Genomic DNA, 17,260 nt, shown 5'->3' with positions numbered 1-17,260 from the left:
CGAGTGAGATAACCGAGCTGTTGCCGCACAGGTGGGCGCCCGTTTAATCACGCAAGGTGTGTTGGGCGGACGCTTACGCAACGCTTCTCCGAGTTCTGTTTCTTAAATCTGGGAGAGCAGCTATGCCCAACATCTGCTGCAACGGGTTTCCACAACGCCTTCCTTACTCCGCCAGCGCAGAAGCTGACAAACGTGCCCTGACCCAAACGGTGTATCCCCCGACAGGAGTGGCCTTTGAGGTCCGCTCCCTGCCCTCCATCCATGATCAGGCAGGGCCATTTTCCGTTTTCCATCCATCACCCTGACAAATCTTGCAAGAGGCCCTCCAGCATGAATTCCAGACTCAAACTAGGCATGAGCCAATGCGATGGCATAATATGCCAACATCCGCAGCAGCGTTATTTGTTCCTGGAGCACAACATGGCTACGCGAAATGTCGTTCTCACTGATCACATGGACCAGGTCATCAACGACCTGGTTGTCTCCGGCCGATACCAGAACGCCAGCGAAGTCATGCGCGAAGGGCTTCGTCTGCTGGAGCAGCGTGAAGCTGAAGAACTGGCCAAGCTCGATGCTTTGCGTCATGCCACTTCAGCAGGACTGATGGACCTGGAGCGGGGTCGTTTCATCGAGATTGGCGGTGACCAGTTGGGAGAGCTTCTGGCTGACATCGGCGAACGAGCTGCCCTCTCCCCTACCAAGAACCGTTGAGCATGGGGAAGTACCGTCTCTCTCATACGGCCCTCAGTGATATCGAGGATGTTCTAAGGTACTCCCACATACAGTTTGGCTCACATGCCAGGGTCAGGTACCAAGCGCTTATACGCGCAGCAATCGAAGACCTTGCGGAAACGCCAAACAGGGTGGGTAGCAACCCTAGAGATGAACTTTCAGTGGGACTGAGAAGCTTTCATCTGACCTATGTGCGCAACCAAGCTGCAACGGCCACTGGCACCGTACAGAGGCCGCGGCATATCGTTTTCTATAGATTGGCGGATGACCAGATCATTGAGATCGTTCGGATACTGCATGACGCAATGGAAGTCAGGCAGCACCTTACGCTGGAATTGAAGGGTAGTTAGCGGCGCATAGCCATGAAATACCAGCTCAGATCCCCCTATTCACCTTACAGGCCTGCGCGGGAAAGGCTTCCCCGCCGGAGCAAGTGTCCCTGCACGTTCCTGCGCATGTACCTGGAGGTTCAATCCCTTCTGCGCCTGCTACACACCAGAAGATAGGTCAGAGCCGCGATACAGCCATCCCCGTCGAAGCCTTCACCAACACCGATTGAAAACTGACCCACCCTACCAGGCATCAGGCTCTGTTCTTGGAGAAAGCCTTCAGGACCTCCTCACGCGAGGGTAGGCTTCTCTCACCATCCGCGAGGGTAGGCTTCTCTCACCATCCGCGAGGGTAGTTTTGAAGCCTTCCAGACGCAGACTGGCCGCGTAGTTCGATTGGCGAGTCTTGGCCGCATAGGCCTTCTTGGCTTCAAGACTGATAGTGCCCATACGCTGGACCTCAATTGCGTTGTTCGAGCAATTAAATGTCGATCATACTGCGCAGAACCCAAGTGAGATGTGTTCGGGCAAGCAAGGTTTGATCGACCTGACAACTAGATGATCAAGCCAACCGTGTGCCAGACGTTGGCACACGGCTCTGCCCGGGCCCTTACGAAAAAGAGATCAAGCTGCCAAGTGCTTGATCTCTTTCAGCGCAACGACCTCAATCAATCGGAAGGTTGTCCAACGCGGACGATAGCTGACGGGATGGGGACGCCCCCTCAAGCAGCGCATCCACGACCGCCCGCGCTACCTCCACCGAATGCAGCATGCCCCAGAACAGCGCTCGTTCGACGGGGTTGGTGTGCAGGCTGATTTCATCACCATTGAGTTCCGCCGTTTCGAGTAGATTCGAAACGTAGGTCAGGGCGTCCTGGGCGCTTACCCCGGGTTGGATGGCGAATAGTGTGGGTTTGTATGGGGCTTCGGGCGTGACGGGCTTGGAGCACGTGAACGCGAGGGTATCGAGCAAACGGGGGATGTCTGTCGGGGCCGGCTCGGATTCGCTGGATGGGATATCAGAGAGTTTACGCAGGTACATAGCCCTGTCGGCGGTGCTAAGGGCTTTGCGAATCGGGGGTGGATCGGGAGTGATTTTCTTAGCCATGGTGAATCTCCTGTTTAAATAAAAGGAGCTCATCCATCCTCGCTGCGACGCAAGGGTGGCGAACTGAGCGCAGGTTCGCAGACCAGGTAAACAGGAACCCGGCAGGCCGAAGCCTCCTGCGCACAGCTCGCCATAACGCGAATACAAAGAAGCCGCTTTCGCGGCGCTGTGCGCCTGTTTACGACCGGGCTGCGAAACCCGTATCGCTGAATTTGCAGCGACAGTCGAACAGTAGCCTTGGCGGATAGCGCACGCAATATCCTCCCATGCCTGAAACGTGTGGGAAATATGAGATTTTTCGGCAGGCAATTTCTCGTGCCGATTGAGCGCTGTTGAGCCCGCCGTGGAATTTACTAATTCATGCAGGCCAATGCAGTCGCTTCAGTGGGACGATGCGTTTGGTCTCCGCGTCAGTAGCGTCGTAGTGCTCAATCAAAGCCCGCACTACATGGTCCAGCGTCCACATCGCTAATGGAATGGATGCACGATCAGCCTCATACTGAGCGTCTTTGCTGAAACCTCCCGTACTAACGTAAAGACCCCGATCATCCTTGTGCCGCCCACCAAGAAAGCTGCGGATGTCCTGACTACCCATCTGCCCCTTACGATGCTTGACCTCCACGACAATGCGCGGGTGCTCAAAGCCGAAGCCATCGGGTGAGGCGACGATGTCTTTGCCACGGTCGGAACCTGGTGGCGAAACCTGAGTTTTGTAGCCCATCGCACGAAGGATCCCTGCAACCAGCTGCTGCATCTCATCCCAGTCGAGTTCATTTACTCGATCCTTGATTCGCTCCAACGCCTGAGACTCAATGTCAGCCAACGGATCAGCGATACTTTCTTCAGCCTCGTCTTCCACTTGCAGTACTGGTTTACCCTTCAACGCGGCGATTACTTCGGCTGCAGCACTGGAAGGCACCTCGAACAAGGTTAAAGTCGAACCCAGGCTGTTCTTGGTACTGGTGCCCAAATTGTCACGCGGCAACTCCTCCTGCTGCCACTGCACCTTGCGCACCAGCGACATGCCTTGCTCAGCCCATTCAGAATGGTGCTCGGCCGGTCCCTTGACCTTGCCGACCAGATAGAGACGATTGGCAGGTGAGTAAGTAATTATCCAATCACTGTCCTGAATCTCGTTAACGAAGCGCCACACTTGCGAGGCACCCGAAATCACCGTGCCCTGTTTCATCTGAGGCTCAGCCGATTGGTACAGAGCGATTAACTGTTTGCGCCCAACGCCGGGCTTCGCATGGGCGGCCAGCTGGCTCCACCCGATTGCGGCCACTTCTCGCTCCCGAAAAGAGTCGTATAGGCTCCCAGCTTCGCCTCTCACCATCCACATCCGAGCCATCTTATCCCCTCAGCGCCACACCATCATCAAAATCAATCACCCACTTCAGATCGGGGCAGACTCAAAGAAACCTCACGAAACGCAAGCAAAGCGGCTTCGAGATGATCAATGATCTCCTGCTGTAGCACATCAGGCGGCGGCAGGTCATCAAGATTGTCGAGGCTATCGTCTTTCAACCAGAAGATATCAAGACTAGCCTTGTCACGGGCCATCACTTCTTCATAGCTATAGAATTTGAAGCGTTCGGTTTCCATGCGCTGATGGCGGTTTTCCGGGTTATAGCGGGTGATGAAATCCTGCAAGGCGTCCGACTTTAGAGTGCGCGTTTTTAGTGTGAAGTGTTTATTGGTGCGCAAGTCATAGAACCAGATACCTTTGGTGTGGATCTGCCCGTCCTTAGGTTTTGCGTCAAAGAACACTACATTGGCCTTGACACCCTGCGCGTAAAAGATGCCAGTGGGCAAACGCAACACCGTATGCACATCACAATTTTCCAGCAGTTTACGGCGTATCTTTTCACCCGCTCCGCCTTCAAATAGTACGTTATCTGGTAAGACCACAGCAGCTTTTCCATCCACTTTCAGCATACTTACGATGTGCTGCAAAAAGTTGAGCTGCTTGTTCGAGGTAGTTTCCCAGAAATCTTGCCGTTCGTAAGTCAGAGCCTCTTTGTCTTCTTCACCGTCTCCAGTGGTGATGGTCATGCTGCTCTTCTTTCCGAAGGGCGGATTGGCCAACACGTAATCTACCTTCTTCCTGGGCTCACTAATCAATGCGTCTGACCGCTCTACCGAAGGCTCACCGTCCAACTCCCCGATATTGTGTAGGAACAGATTCATCAGGCACATACGACGCGTATTCGGCACGATCTCATTACCGTGAAAAGTCTTGTCGCGCAAAAACTCCTTTTGGCGCTTGTCGAGCTTCGCGCCGGGGCGAGTCAACCAGCTGTAAGCGCCCAAGAAAAATCCGCCCGTACCGCATGCCGGGTCGGCAATGGTCTTCATAGGCTCGGGACGAACACAGGCCACCATTGCTTCGATCAAAGCCCGCGGGGTAAAGTACTGACCGGCGCCGCTTTTGGTGTCCTCAGCATTCTTTTGCAGCAGCCCCTCATACAGGTCGCCCTTAGTGTCGGCATCCAGGCTGATCCAGTTTTCCGCGTCGATCAGTTGCACCAGACGTGAGAGTTTGGCTGGGTCTTGGATCTTATTTTGTGCTTTAAAAAATATCGCACCCAACATGCCCCCCTCCTGCCCCAATTTGTGTAGGGTGGCTAGGTAATGTGCTTCCAGCGGCTCGCCCGCCTTAGAGATCAGGCTGGCCCAGCCATAGCCCTTTGGGATATGCGTATCGCGATTGTATGGCTCCTGCGCATATTCGTGCGCCAGCTTCAGGAACAGCAAGTAAGTGAGCTGTTCCAGATAGTCACCGTAACCCACACCGTCATCGCGTAGGGTGTGGCAAAAGTTCCAGACTTTCTGGACCAATGTGCTTGTGTTCATATCAGGCCTCTAATAATTCTTGTATCCAAGGGTGCGCGTCGTTGCGCTGACCACGTAGGAGAAAGCGCATGTCCCCGCTATAGGGCGAATCACGGTCTATGGTACGGTGCAATCGTGCAGCCACAGTCTTAAAGTCAGATGCACGGCTCGGGTCATGAATAACCAGTTCGAAAAGACGTTTGCCTTCATCCACATCCGACATCAGTTGAACCGCAATGGTGTGTCGTCTCTTACAGGTCGGCTCGTAATGAAGGTGATAGATCTCAATGGAGGCGTCTGCACGTTGCTTGGCCACGGGATCTGTACTAGCGGCACAAGGTTGGCCATTCTCTTGGTGGCACCCGAGCAGACGCCAGTCAGACACCTCGCAGGGATCAAGGAGTAAAGGCTGCTCTTGAGCGACTGAGCCAGCGGAGTAGACGCGCTGCGCTTCATTGATCAATGGAAAACGGTCTGCCTTTCCGCCTACCGTCCCACTGTCAAGGTCCTTTCTTCTACTGTTGCAAAAGGTACACGCGTAGCGATAATTACTCTCATCAAAGGCCAACCAACGGTAACCAGTGTGAAGGTTTACTGCATCGCTAACACGATTCTTGGGACGAAAATGATCCACCGCGTTGTCTGATCGGTCTACGGGTGTTTCACAGTACCAGCATTTATCATGCAAAAGTCCCGCCAGACCATCCTTGAGTTCACGCCAAACATTGGAATAATAATTGGAGTCCGTCCCATTTGCGACAGCTTGAGCAGCGGTTTGGGCACGCTGTATCCAACCAGTTGGCTTAACCAACTTTGAGCGGTCTACGTACCTCAAGAATCCGCCCCTCCGATTGGCATTGCTCGGTCAACGAGTAGTTCGGCAATAAGACGTTTGGCAAGCGCTTCACGTTCCGCTCGAGGCATTTGCACCACATGCTTGGCGAGTTCTCCAGGTTGCTCCGTTTCAAACTGCTGAACGAGCAGCTCATTACGTAACCGCAAGTAACGAGAGTACTCATCGTCAGGGTGGAAGAAGCGAAAGCCAAGCCGGTCTAACTGGGAGTTTATGACATCCAGCCTCCCCTGCTCCTCGACTGTGAGCGCCTCCTTGGAAGCAAACGCACGCTGCGTTTCCAATAGTTCTTGGGTCGGTTGATCCAGAGACGAGGAAATACCAAACATATCACTAGTGACAATTGCTGCGTAACCCATACCACGTGGCGCCATCTCCGGGTAGCACGCCACAATTTGACGATGCTCATCTTGCTTACGCATCCGTAGTATCTGCACCTGTTCACGGTCTAGTTCGGCAATAGCCAACGGATTGTGCGTCGTCAGCAAAATGTGGCTTGTTTCCTCCTGTCGTGTGCCGCTAGCGATGAATTTTTTCAGGTATGAGATGTAGTCCACACTCCAGCGTGGATTCAAATGTGTATCCGGCTCATCCAGCAAAAACAGGCTTTCGTCCTCAGACGTAAAGCGTAGCAAGCCCAACACCGTCAGCAACTGCTGCTCGCCTTCGCTCAATTCGCGGAATGTCACGCTGCCGTCGTTTTTCTTAAGGCGCACGCGAATGCGCACCTCCTCGATTAGCTCGGAGACATAGGTGCTTTCAAGGTCCCGAAAGAACTGCGCCGGAGCTTGATTACCAACCAAGCTACGCAGAGCAGCAATGTCCTTTACATACAGATATTTGAACTGGAGCGTTGTCTTGTTCCAAATCGATGTGGGCACCTGCCGGCTAATTTCAATAGGAGCCAAAGCGATGTCATAAAGACGAGACAAGAAATCGCGCACCACGCCGCGCGCATTCCAAAAACGCGGATCGCCATCGGTGGTTTTCGACTTCCATGGTGGTTGCCGCAACACGAATAGCACTGACTCAATGCCCTCATTGGGATCAAGCCCCAGGTGATCATCAAGAAACTCCCGAACAACATCAGATTGTTGAATTAGGAAGGCCAACAGTACAAACTGACTATGCACCGGCATGGCATAGAACAACCGTTTCAGACCAGGATCTTCTCCGTTACGCAACTTACTGTCATAACTTTCCAGGTAGGGGCGGAACACCTCGTGCATACGCGGGCTCTCACCCGAATAGTAGCTGAAAATGTAGCGAGGCAGATACTCCGTATCCGCATTTAAGAATGCGGTGAGCTTGACCGGCTGGCCAGCTGGCAAGGTACCCGAATCATTATCTGGATCGAGCAGACTGTTAACCTGTTCATTTTGCTTAATCTGCCGGGCATCAGTAACTCGAATGAGCAATGAGTCCTTTTCGCGGTCCGGGTCAGCATCGATGTGAATGTGTCGAAGGGAATCGCCTGCCCCCATGCGATAACTAAGTTTAAAAGCGAATGCAGGTGTTCGCTTCTTGGCAATAAGGTCGCGAAAAATAATGGCCAACGCCTCCAGTACGTTGGATTTGCCTGTACCGTTCCAACCGATGACCACCGTAACCCAGTGATCCTGATCGAAGTCGATGGCGACGTTCTTCAGGTTTTTAAACTGGTGTGTCAGGCTATCCTTGGCACTTCCGATGATTAGCTTATCTAAACGCATGGTCAACCCACCAACAATTTCAGGCGGTCGTGCAACTTGCGACCGTGGTTATCGGTTACAACCTCCACCGCCAAGAGGCCAGCCTTGTCCAAGACGCGCAACTCTGCGTAGAGTGCTTCTATTTGATCGGTCAGTGCGCCATCAGCTACACCACAACGGCGAAAGGCCTCTTGCGCCGGCATCCAGTCGTCCGCCTCAGCGAGTACTTCGATCAGCTTGCTAACCACAGCGGAAACCCCTATTTCTTGCTTAGTTTTACGTACTTTGGGTTGCCTCATACGTTCTACACGCGCTGCGCGAATTCGCTCCAGCAGCACACTAGCTGGTTCAGCTTTAGGGTCTTGCGGCACCAGTTGACTGGCAAAGGCGGCTCGGAGAATATTTTGGCGTTGCGCAGCGGAATACTTCAACGCCAGCGCGACGGCGCGCTCTTGATCGGTCAAATGTTCAAGCTGAGTTCGGACCTGCTCCAAGATTTCCAACTGTTCCTCCACTGGTGCAACCGGCACAGGAAAACTTCTCAACATAGTCATGTTGATGGAGGCGAGATTAGTGGTTTGTTTCCCCGCATTTTGAAACCAAAGCTTTCCAAAGGTATTACCATGATGGGAGATAAGCTCAGGTTGAATTTCAACGAGGTAAGGTCGCATTCTAAATACGTGGTTCTGATGAATACACTCAGTTACTTGATTGCGCCACACCCATCCTCTGCCCAGCTTGTCGCGATCTCCGCCCTCATTGAACAACACATCACCGTTCTGCAAGGTCAGTTCAGCAATGTCCCGTTCTGTGGCGAGAATGGTCTTTACTTCTGTCAGATCGAGAAAGCCCCTCTGCACGTTGGCCACACGCAAATAGGGCACTTCACGAACGACAACATTGGTGTCACGCTTCGTGCCCTTAGCGACTCCTGAAGCTATCTCACCTAGCATATCCAAACTCGCCCACACCCACCCCTCCGGTAATGTCGGTAAGCCGGTCACGTCAGGCTGCACCGGATCGGGGTATTTTTGTTGCCAGTTTTTAGGCGGTTTTTTTCCTTGCTCCACGAATTTGGCAAGCTGCTTGGCTTCCCAGCGGGCGCGGCGCTCGGTGAGGAGACATTCCAGTAGTTGTGCGCCAGACTTTGTGGGCGCGCTCTGTGATCGCCATTTAGTGGTGAGCGAGCCATCTACCACTGCTTTGAGCAGCGACTGGCGGTACAGCTCCAGTTTCTTTTGTGCTGCCTTAAGTTCTGCCGCACCTGCATCAAGGTCTGAGAGCAGTTCTTCGAGTTTCTCGACGATGCGGGTTTGCTGCGCAGGCATTTCAAACGATAGTTTGTATGCAGAAATATCACGGGGTCTTACTGCGGGATAAAGAGCACCTTGAACGACCGCAGACATCGCATCAATAAAATCTTGTGTTTGCACCAATGCAAACACAAATTCGGGACGAAGCCAACGAGACCTGAGCACATGAAAACCCGTAGAGCCGATTGCACCATCAAACTGCTCTGTGACAAGTGCAACCGCATTTAAATTTGGTCGAGTCATAGATACCAAAACATCACCAGCTTTTAATACTTGTTTTGCGCGAAGAGGTGCCTGTGCTAGCGACAATTGCTTTGCGTTTGCTATCTTCTTAGACTCGCGGTCAATACTACTAATATCAACGTAGGTGAACTCGCCGGTTGGCCCCATTTGATCGACTGGCTCATCCGCTAACTCACCCAACGAGGCGAGCAAGCCTTGATTCAATTCACTCACGCAACCAACTCCTCATTCATTTCATTCATCAGCACATCCAGATCTTTTCCAAACAAGCCCCAGGCTTTTTGCAAACCACCCTTATCAGCCAGTTCGGCGTAATCAAAATCGCCACGACAGATACTGCAACTACCTGCTATGTGGTCTTTCATCAGACGCAGCCATTCAGTTTGCTCGAGGCTAAAGACTGTCCCGCGCTGTGCATTGTGACGGAAGATCCATTGCTGGAAACGCTTGTCCACCTCATCGGTAAAGGGTATGAGTTCGCGCTCCAACCCCAAAGCAAAACGCACTAACGAGACCAAATCGGTCAACTGGCGCTTGCGGTCTGCACCTTTTACCTGGCTAGACTGCACACGCGAATAGGCGCTCCATAACCGCTCTGTGGTGAGCATCAACGGCGGCTTGCTCAGATGTTCGTGTAACTCTTCAATCATATCGAAAGTTAGCGCACGACGCTGATAGGGTTGCTGGTAGAAAAAATCAAGCGCCGTAATTTCATTTTTGTGGGCTGCAATGTAATCTGCAAAGCTTTGGATGACGACTTTGGCCCGCACTTCGGCCTGCTCGGAAAAGCCCGAGAAGGTCACCTGATCCAGATTAATGTGATCAATGAGCTGTTCGCGTTCGCGACGAGCGCTTTCGATTTCGTCGCGCAGTTCAGGCTTGTCAAAAGCGGCGCAGGCAGCAGCCACACGCACGGTGCGGGCAGCTTCAAGCTCAATGGGTAACAGGGTATCCTCAGTACGGGTGATACCATTCACTTTTGCCGCGGCCAGTGCAGTTTGCGTAATAGCATCTGGGTCTAGCGCAGAGATAAGGCCTTTACCCAATTCCGAAACAGAGATGCCACTCGAAGCTTTTTCGATGCGTACTTGGGCTTTAATATCGAGCTGTTTAGCAAGACGCACCAAGCGGTTGCCCAATGAAAGTACGGTGTCGTCGTCGCGGCTTCCCATCGCCACGCTTTGCAGCAAGTCTTTCAACGCCACACCTGGTTTTTTTTCTAGTGGACGACTCTCGGTTTTCAGCGACTTTTCCACACCAACCGCATCGATCAGCACAAAGCGGGTTTTGGCGCCATCAGCACTATTGCTGACACGCTTTAGACTGTCTCCATCAAGCGAGCGCACCCCCCGGCCTTTCATCTGCTCGTAATAACCTTTGCTACGGACGTCGCGCATGAACAGCAGCACTTCCAATGGTTTGACGTCAGTGCCGGTGGCAATCATGTCTACCGTAACGGCAATCCGCGGATTGTAGTCATTTCGGAAGCTGGCGAGGATGCTATCGGTATCTTCTTCGGCGCGATATGTAACCTTTTTGCAAAAGGCATTCCCTTGCCCATAGACCTCCCGCACGATGTTGATGATATCGTCGGCGTGGCTATCGGTTTTGGCGAAGATGAGCGTCTTGGGCGTTTCGTTTCGCGCTGGGAAAATCTGTGTTTCCACCGCAGCTTTCATGGCCCTAATCACTTGGCGGATTTGGCTCACGCTCACAACTGATCGGTCGAGTTCTTTGCCGGTGTAGACGGTATCTTCTTCGGTTTCGCTCCAACGCTTCTTTCTAGTCTGCCGGTCGCGATGATCCACCCATTCTTTAGCTTTCAGCTTGGAGCCTTTCCTGGTGATTTCGGTTTCGATCTCGTACACGTCATAGCCAACGTTCACACCATCAGCGACAGATTGCTCGTAAGTGTACTCGGCCACGATGTTCTCGTTGAAGAAGCCAAAAGTTCGCCTGTCAGGCGTGGCGGTAAGACCAATCAGGCTGGCATCAAAGTAGTCAAGCACCTGTTTCCACAGGTTGTAGATACTACGGTGGCACTCGTCGATGATGACAAAGTCGAAGCTTTCCACCGGCACCACAGGATTATAGCAAACGAGCTTTTCCTGCTTAGTGACTTGTTGCACTTCGTTAAGCGAAACATCTTCGACCGACTCATCAATGAGCACACCACTCAGAATTGAATACATCCGCTGGATGGTACTGATACACACCTGCGAATGCGGGTCGATATGGGAAGACGCGAGCCTCTGCACGTTGTAGAGCTCAGTAAACTTCCGGCCATCATCAGGAGGCATGTAGGCCATGAACTCCTGATGCGCCTGTTTACCGAGATTCCGGGTGTCTACTAAGAACAGAATGCGTTTAGCACCGCCAAACTTAAGTAGACGGTAGACCGAGGTAATAGCAGTGAAGGTCTTCCCCGCTCCAGTGGCCATGTGTACCAGCGCACGAGGTTTGTTGAGTGCAAGCGACCTCTCTAACCCTGTGACAGCACTAACTTGACAATCGCGCAGGTTTCGCTCAGTAAGTGCTGGCATCTGCTCAGCCAAGCGACGACGCAGGCTTTCAGGCTGTGCTAGCCACGCAGCCAGGGTATCTGGTTTAAAGAAGTGGAAGATCTCGTGCGAACGCGGAGCCGGATCGGCGCTATCGGTAAAGCGGATGATCTGGCCAGTGGCCTCGAACAGAAAGCGCAGAGGGGCATTGTCTTTGCGCCATTTGAGATTAGCTGTAGCATATCGCCCAGTCTGGCTCTCGGAGACTGAGATATTCTCGCCGGCCGCATCCTTCTTCGCCTCAATCACGCCCACAGCATCGCGCCCCACAAACAGCATATAATCAGCCGGGCCGGTATCGGTGGGGAACTCGCGCACGGCCACACCTATACCTGCTGATAGGTTGAGCTGCTTCAAGTCCTGAATGACCCAGCCGGCTTGTTCGAGTTTTTGATCAATTTGCTGACGGGCTTTTGATTCTGGCGTCACTGTACGAGTCCCTGCGATTATCCGCGCCATTGAATTTTAAGCAGCATCAAGCAAGCTGCCTCAAGTATTGCCGAAGTCTGAGCAAGATAATCTCAATTGACAATCAGGACACCCACCCCGAGCCCGCCAGAAAAACGGCGAAAACAAAAAAATCCAAGCACCGTTAAGTGCTTGGATTTTCCAAAAAATATATGGTCGGGACGGAGTGATTCGAACACTCGACCCCTAGCACCCCATGCTAGTGCGCTACCGGACTGCGCTACGCCCCGACTAGGCGTGAAACTGGGTTTTGCTTCTTGTGGAAGCGAGGAGAAATATACCGCAAGCTTTTGAAATGTCAAAGTATTTTAAAACCTTGAATCACTTCTTCAGCACCACCAGCACATCCTCCAATTCGGAGATCATCTGGCGGATCAGTTGCTTGTACTGGGTGCTGTCATCCTTGGCCTCATCGCCGGAGAGACGCAGGCGCGCCCCGCCGATGGTGAACCCCTGGTCGTACAGCAACGCGCGAATCTGCCGGATCATCAGCACGTCATGGCGCTGATAATACCGGCGATTGCCACCACGCTTGGCGGGGTTGAGTTGAGGAAACTCCTGTTCCCAGTAACGCAGCACGTGCGGTTTTACCGCACACAGCTCGCTGACTTCACCAATGGTGAAGTAGCGTTTGCCTGGGATCGGCGGAAGCTCGTCGTTATGACTTGGTTCCAGCATAGGCCTCAACTCGGGCTTTCAACTTCTGCCCTGGACGAAAGGTGACCACACGGCGAGCCGTGATCGGGATTTCCTCTCCCGTTTTTGGATTGCGGCCAGGCCGCTGGCGTTTGTCCCGCAAATCAAAATTGCCGAAACCCGACAGTTTGACCTGCTCGTTGTCTTCGAGAGCGTGTCTGATTTCTTCAAAAAACAGTTCGACCAATTCCTTGGCCTCCCGTTTGTTCAGACCCAGCTCTTCGTAGAGACGTTCCGCCATTTCAGCTTTCGTCAGAGCCCCCATACGTCACTTCCTTAACGTGGCGTTCAACCTGGTTTCGAGCGAGGTGAGGATATTTTGCGTCGTGGAATTCACCTCATCGTCATTAAGAGTGCGCGATGGATGCTGCCAGGTCAAGCCAACTGCAAGGCTTTTTCTATGCGGATCAATACCTTTACCCTCATAGACGTCAAAGAGCCTGAGCTCTGTGAGCCATTCACCTGCATTTTCACGAATTACGTCCAACACGGCACTGGAAGCCACGCCCTTGTCCGCCAGCAACGCCAGGTCACGACGCACTTCAGGAAAACGCGACAGCTCGCTGAATTTAGGCATTTTTCCCAAGGCCACTTCAGCCAGTACCAGCTCGAAAACAAAGACCGGACGGTCGAGACCGAGGGTTTTCGACAATTCGGGGTGGATTGCGCCGACAAAACCGACCAGACGCCCTTCCCGCTCGATGCGCGCGGTCTGACCCGGGTGCAACGCAGGGTGTTTGCCCGGCACGAAGGTGAACGAATCCAGTGCACCGGCAAAGCCCAGCAGCGCTTCCACGTCAGCCTTGACGTCGAAGAAGTCGATGGTGTCGCGACCCTGTGCCCAACCTTCCGGCAGACGACTACCGCAGACCACGCCAGCCAGCATCGGCTCTTGCTTCAGGCCTTCCAGCTGACCGACAAAACGCAGGCCGCTTTCGAACAGACGCACGCGATCCTGCTGACGGTTCAGGTTGTGCTGCAACGCCTTGACCAGACCCGGCCACAGCGACGAGCGCATGGCCGCCATGTCGTTGGAGATCGGATTGGCCAGCAGCAACGGCTCGACGCCCGGGTTGAACAGTTCGAATTGCTTCGGATCGATGAAGCTGTAGGTAATCGCTTCCTGGTAACCGCGGGCCACCAGCAGACGACGCAGTTCAGGCAGGCTGCTACGGGCTTCAGCCTTGGCTTGTGGCGCCAGGCGGGCTTGCGGGTAACGAACCGGCAGGCGGTTGTAGCCGTACAGGCGCGCCAGCTCTTCGATCAGATCGACTTCCAGGCTGATATCGAAGCGATGGCTTGGCACTTCTACCTGCCACTGCCCTGCTCCGCTGGCAACAATGCCCAGGCCCAGGCCGGACAACAGGCGCTCGACCTGCGGCGCGTCCATCTCCATGCCCAACATCTGGGTGATGCGCTCGGCACGCAGGGTCACCGGGGCAATGGAAGGCAGGTGCGCTTCGCTGACGGTTTCGATGATCGGGCCGGCTTCGCCACCGGTGATTTCCAGCAGCAGGCCAGTGGCGCGCTCCATGGCTTCACGGGCCAGTTGCCAGTCCACGCCACGCTCGTAGCGGTGCGAGGCATCGGTGTGCAGGCCATAGGAGCGGGCCTTGCCAGCGACGGCGATCTGATCGAAGAACGCGCTTTCGAGGAAGATGTCGCGGGTGGTCGCGGTGTTGACGCCGCTGTGCTCGCCGCCCATCACGCCGGCAATCGCCAGGGCGCGGGTGTGGTCGGCAATCACCAGGGTATCGCTACGCAGGGTGACTTCCTGACCGTCGAGCAGCACCAGCTTCTCGCCCTCTTCGGCCATGCGCACGCGGATGCCGCCATTGATCTCGGAAAGATCGAAAGCGTGCAGCGGCTGGCCCAGCTCGATCATCACGTAGTTGGTGATGTCGACGGCGGCGTCGATGCTGCGCACGTCGGAACGACGCAGGCGCTCGACCATCCACAGCGGGGTCGGCTTCGACAGGTCGACGTTACGGATCACGCGACCCAGGTAACGCGGGCAAGCGGCCGGCGCCAGGACTTCGATCGAACGGACTTCGTCATGCACGGCAGGTACGGCCGGTACCACCGGGCGGGTGACCGGAGCGGCATACAGCGCGCCGACTTCACGGGCCAGGCCAGCCAGGGACAGGCAGTCGCCACGGTTCGGGGTCAGGTCGACCTCGATGCTGGCGTCGTCCAGGTTCAGGTAGACACGAATGTCCTCGCCCACCGGCGCATCGGCCGCCAGTTCCATCAGGCCATCGTTGTCTTCGCCGATCTGCAGCTCGACTTGCGAGCAGAGCATGCCGTTGGACTCGACGCCGCGCAGCTTGGCCTTCTTGATCTTGAAGTCGCCAGGCAGTTCGGCACCGATCATCGCGAACGGGATCTTCAGGCCCGGGCGCACGTTCGGCGCGCCGCAGACAACCTGGAAGGTCTCCGAACCATTGCTGACCTGGCACACGCGCAGTTTGTCGGCATCCGGGTGCTGTTCGGTGCTGAGGACTTCACCGACGATCACGCCGCTGAACGCGCCGGCGGCCGGCGTCACGCTATCGACCTCAAGACCGGCCATGGACAGACGAGCAACCAGCTCGTCGCGGCTCACTTGCGGGCTTACCCAGCCACGCAGCCATTGTTCACTGAATTTCATCCTGCTCTCCTAATAGATTCGTTACGGGTCGCGACCTAGCGAAATTGCGCGAGGAACCGCAAGTCGTTGTCGAAGAACAGGCGCAAGTCGTTCACGCCGTAACGCAGCATGGCCAGGCGTTCAACGCCCATGCCGAAGGCAAAGCCCTGGAACTCTTCCGGATCGATCCCGGACATGCGCAGCACGTTCGGGTGAACCATGCCGCAGCCCATGACTTCCAGCCAGCCGGTCTGCTTGCAGACGCGGCAGCCCTTACCACTGCACATCACGCATTCCATGTCGACTTCAGCGGACGGCTCGGTGAACGGGAAGTAGGACGGACGGAAACGCACCGCCAGTTCCTTTTCGAAGAACACCCGCAGGAACTCTTCGATGGTGCCTTTGAGGTCGGCAAAATTGATGTCGCGATCGACCAGCAGGCCTTCGACCTGGTGGAACATCGGCGAGTGGGTGATATCCGAGTCGCTACGGTACACACGGCCTGGGCAGACGATGCGGATCGGCGGCTTTTTCGATTCCATGGTGCGGACCTGAACCGGCGAGGTATGGGTGCGCAGCAACATGTTGGCATTGAAATAGAAGGTGTCATGCATCGACCGGGCCGGGTGATGGCCTGGGATGTTGAGCGCTTCGAAGTTGTGGTAATCGTCTTCCACCTCGGGACCTTCGGCGATGCCGTAGCCGATGTGGGTGAAGAATTGTTCGACACGTTCCAGAGTCCGGGTAACCGGATGCAGTCCGCCGGAGGTCTGGCCGCGGCCAGGCAGGGTCACGTCAATGGACTCGGCGGCGAGTTTGGCGGCGAGATCCGACTCCTCGAACGACGCCTTGCGCGCATTGAGAACCTCTGTGACACGCTCCTTGGCGACGTTGATCAGCGCACCGACTTGCGGTCGCTCTTCTGCCGGCAAGCTGCCCAGGGTCTTCATCACCTGAGTCAATTCACCTTTCTTGCCAAGGTAGTGAACCCGGATTTGCTCCAGGGCATTGATATCTTCAGCGCTTTGCACAGCCTCGAGAGCTTGAGAGACCAGCGCGTCCAGGTTTTCCATGTACAGACTCCAGATACGAAATAGGGGAAGAGCTTTAAGGCTCTTCCCCTATTTATGACGTTTAACACCGGGCCTCACAAAGGCAAGGCCCAGTGATTGTCGGGGGGTACTTAAGCCAAGGTGGCTTTAGCTTTCTCGACAATCGCAGCAAACGCAGCTTTTTCGTTCACAGCCAGATCAGCCAGAACCTTACGGTCGATCTCGATGGACGCTTTTTTCAGGCCAGCGATGAAACGGCTGTAGGACAGACCGTTAACACGTGCACCGGCGTTGATACGAGCGATCCACAGAGCGCGGAACTGACGTTTTTTCTGACGACGGTCGCGGTAGGCGTATTGGCCTGCCTTGATGACCGCTTGCTTGGCAACACGGAATACGCGCGAGCGAGCGCCGTAGTAGCCTTTTGCAAGTTTCAGAATCTTTTTGTGACGCTTACGGGCAATGACGCCACGCTTTACACGAGCCATGAGTTACTTCCTCTATTCTTGAACCAAAATTAACGAAGGCGCAGCATGCGCTCGACTTTTGCCACGTCAGACGGATGCAGCAAGCTGCTACCGCGCAGTTGACGCTTACGCTTGGTCGACATTTTGGTCAGGATGTGGCTCTTGAAAGCGTGCTTGTGCTTGATGCCGTTAGCAGTTTTCAGAAACCGCTTAGCAGCACCACTTTTAGTTTTCATCTTTGGCATGTTCGGATACTCCGCATTCAGTTGATAAACATAACCGC

15 protein-coding genes and 1 tRNA gene are annotated in these 17,260 nt (G+C 54.5%); 2 read left to right on the top strand and 14 right to left on the bottom strand.

Annotation, left to right across the window (positions count from 1 at the left end; all coding sequences use genetic code 11):
- Window positions 1–420: 420 nt before the first annotated feature.
- On the top strand, window positions 421–711 hold the full coding sequence (locus tag AC07T0_RS28905) for a type II toxin-antitoxin system ParD family antitoxin (RefSeq protein WP_040066196.1): 291 nt from the start codon (window positions 421–423) through the stop codon (window positions 709–711).
- Between the two features lie 2 nt (window positions 712–713).
- Window positions 714–1,082: a type II toxin-antitoxin system RelE/ParE family toxin gene (locus AC07T0_RS28900; protein ID WP_103499240.1), complete on the top strand. Its 369-nt coding sequence runs from the start codon at window positions 714–716 to the stop codon at window positions 1,080–1,082.
- 258 nt (window positions 1,083–1,340) lie between these two features.
- On the opposite strand, the gene AC07T0_RS28895 is transcribed toward AC07T0_RS28900, so the two are convergent.
- The 14 genes from AC07T0_RS28895 to rpmI all read right to left on the bottom strand — a co-directional run bounded on the left by AC07T0_RS28895 (window position 1,341) and on the right by rpmI (window position 17,222).
- Window positions 1,341–1,511 (bottom strand): YhfG family protein, encoded by a 171-nt coding sequence (locus AC07T0_RS28895; protein ID WP_495004384.1) that lies wholly within the window; start codon window positions 1,509–1,511, stop codon window positions 1,341–1,343.
- A 214-nt stretch (window positions 1,512–1,725) separates the two neighbouring features.
- On the bottom strand, window positions 1,726–2,169 hold the full coding sequence (locus AC07T0_RS28890; protein WP_495004383.1) for a hypothetical protein: 444 nt from the start codon (window positions 2,167–2,169) through the stop codon (window positions 1,726–1,728).
- A 358-nt stretch (window positions 2,170–2,527) separates the two neighbouring features.
- Window positions 2,528–3,520: a restriction endonuclease gene (locus tag AC07T0_RS28885; RefSeq protein ID WP_495004382.1), complete on the bottom strand. Its 993-nt coding sequence runs from the start codon at window positions 3,518–3,520 to the stop codon at window positions 2,528–2,530.
- Window positions 3,521–3,552: 32 nt separating this feature from the next.
- On the bottom strand, window positions 3,553–5,025 hold the full coding sequence (locus tag AC07T0_RS28880; protein WP_495004381.1) for a class I SAM-dependent DNA methyltransferase: 1,473 nt from the start codon (window positions 5,023–5,025) through the stop codon (window positions 3,553–3,555).
- An 810-nt stretch (window positions 5,026–5,835) separates the two neighbouring features.
- The gene (locus tag AC07T0_RS28875) at window positions 5,836–7,569 is read right to left on the bottom strand and encodes an AAA family ATPase (RefSeq protein WP_495004380.1); all 1,734 of its coding nucleotides are present in this window, start codon (window positions 7,567–7,569) and stop codon (window positions 5,836–5,838) included.
- 2 nt (window positions 7,570–7,571) lie between these two features.
- On the bottom strand, window positions 7,572–9,317 hold the full coding sequence (locus tag AC07T0_RS28870) for a restriction endonuclease subunit S (protein ID WP_495004379.1): 1,746 nt from the start codon (window positions 9,315–9,317) through the stop codon (window positions 7,572–7,574).
- Window positions 9,314–12,094 carry a type I restriction endonuclease subunit R gene (locus AC07T0_RS28865; RefSeq protein ID WP_495004378.1) on the bottom strand — a complete coding sequence of 927 codons (2,781 nt, stop codon included), beginning with the start codon at window positions 12,092–12,094 and terminating at the stop codon, window positions 9,314–9,316. Before AC07T0_RS28865 ends, AC07T0_RS28870 begins: the two co-directional genes overlap by 4 nt.
- Window positions 12,095–12,286: 192 nt before the next feature.
- Window positions 12,287–12,363 (bottom strand) — tRNA-Pro (locus tag AC07T0_RS28860).
- Between the two features lie 91 nt (window positions 12,364–12,454).
- Window positions 12,455–12,811 (bottom strand): MerR family transcriptional regulator, encoded by a 357-nt coding sequence (locus AC07T0_RS28855; protein ID WP_017128239.1) that lies wholly within the window; start codon window positions 12,809–12,811, stop codon window positions 12,455–12,457.
- A complete protein-coding gene (ihfA, locus tag AC07T0_RS28850; protein WP_002553164.1) occupies window positions 12,792–13,094 on the bottom strand; it encodes an integration host factor subunit alpha in 303 nt (100 codons plus the stop codon). The genes AC07T0_RS28855 and ihfA overlap by 20 nt, the downstream gene beginning before the upstream one ends.
- Window positions 13,095–13,097: 3 nt before the next feature.
- Window positions 13,098–15,479: a phenylalanine--tRNA ligase subunit beta gene (pheT, locus tag AC07T0_RS28845; RefSeq protein ID WP_495004377.1), complete on the bottom strand. Its 2,382-nt coding sequence runs from the start codon at window positions 15,477–15,479 to the stop codon at window positions 13,098–13,100.
- 35 nt (window positions 15,480–15,514) lie between these two features.
- Window positions 15,515–16,531: a phenylalanine--tRNA ligase subunit alpha gene (pheS, locus tag AC07T0_RS28840; protein WP_495004376.1), complete on the bottom strand. Its 1,017-nt coding sequence runs from the start codon at window positions 16,529–16,531 to the stop codon at window positions 15,515–15,517.
- 110 nt (window positions 16,532–16,641) lie between these two features.
- A complete protein-coding gene (gene rplT / locus AC07T0_RS28835) occupies window positions 16,642–16,998 on the bottom strand; it encodes a 50S ribosomal protein L20 (RefSeq protein ID WP_002553161.1) in 357 nt (118 codons plus the stop codon).
- A 29-nt stretch (window positions 16,999–17,027) separates the two neighbouring features.
- Window positions 17,028–17,222: a 50S ribosomal protein L35 gene (rpmI, locus tag AC07T0_RS28830; RefSeq protein ID WP_002553160.1), complete on the bottom strand. Its 195-nt coding sequence runs from the start codon at window positions 17,220–17,222 to the stop codon at window positions 17,028–17,030.
- Window positions 17,223–17,260 lie beyond the last annotated feature (38 nt).

The organism is Pseudomonas sp. GW821-FHT04D07, from assembly GCF_059420225.1.
Note: the sequence above shows the minus strand (reverse complement) of the source record. Positions and strands in the feature narration are given on the sequence as shown.

What these genes read in the sequence shown, in the direction of transcription:
- AC07T0_RS28905 (WP_040066196.1), top strand. Translation starts at nt 421, where the DNA reads ATGGCTACGCGAAATGTCGTTCTCACTGATCACATGGACCAGGTCATC.
- AC07T0_RS28900 (WP_103499240.1), top strand. Translation starts at nt 714, where the DNA reads ATGGGGAAGTACCGTCTCTCTCATACGGCCCTCAGTGATATCGAGGAT.
- AC07T0_RS28895 (WP_495004384.1), bottom strand. Translation starts at nt 1,511, where the DNA reads ATGGGCACTATCAGTCTTGAAGCCAAGAAGGCCTATGCGGCCAAGACT.
- AC07T0_RS28890 (WP_495004383.1), bottom strand. Translation starts at nt 2,169, where the DNA reads ATGGCTAAGAAAATCACTCCCGATCCACCCCCGATTCGCAAAGCCCTT.
- AC07T0_RS28885 (WP_495004382.1), bottom strand. Translation starts at nt 3,520, where the DNA reads ATGGCTCGGATGTGGATGGTGAGAGGCGAAGCTGGGAGCCTATACGAC.
- AC07T0_RS28880 (WP_495004381.1), bottom strand. Translation starts at nt 5,025, where the DNA reads ATGAACACAAGCACATTGGTCCAGAAAGTCTGGAACTTTTGCCACACC.
- AC07T0_RS28875 (WP_495004380.1), bottom strand. Translation starts at nt 7,569, where the DNA reads ATGCGTTTAGATAAGCTAATCATCGGAAGTGCCAAGGATAGCCTGACA.
- AC07T0_RS28855 (WP_017128239.1), bottom strand. Translation starts at nt 12,811, where the DNA reads ATGCTGGAACCAAGTCATAACGACGAGCTTCCGCCGATCCCAGGCAAA.
- ihfA (WP_002553164.1), bottom strand. Translation starts at nt 13,094, where the DNA reads ATGGGGGCTCTGACGAAAGCTGAAATGGCGGAACGTCTCTACGAAGAG.
- pheT (WP_495004377.1), bottom strand. Translation starts at nt 15,479, where the DNA reads ATGAAATTCAGTGAACAATGGCTGCGTGGCTGGGTAAGCCCGCAAGTG.
- pheS (WP_495004376.1), bottom strand. Translation starts at nt 16,531, where the DNA reads ATGGAAAACCTGGACGCGCTGGTCTCTCAAGCTCTCGAGGCTGTGCAA.
- rplT (WP_002553161.1), bottom strand. Translation starts at nt 16,998, where the DNA reads ATGGCTCGTGTAAAGCGTGGCGTCATTGCCCGTAAGCGTCACAAAAAG.
- rpmI (WP_002553160.1), bottom strand. Translation starts at nt 17,222, where the DNA reads ATGCCAAAGATGAAAACTAAAAGTGGTGCTGCTAAGCGGTTTCTGAAA.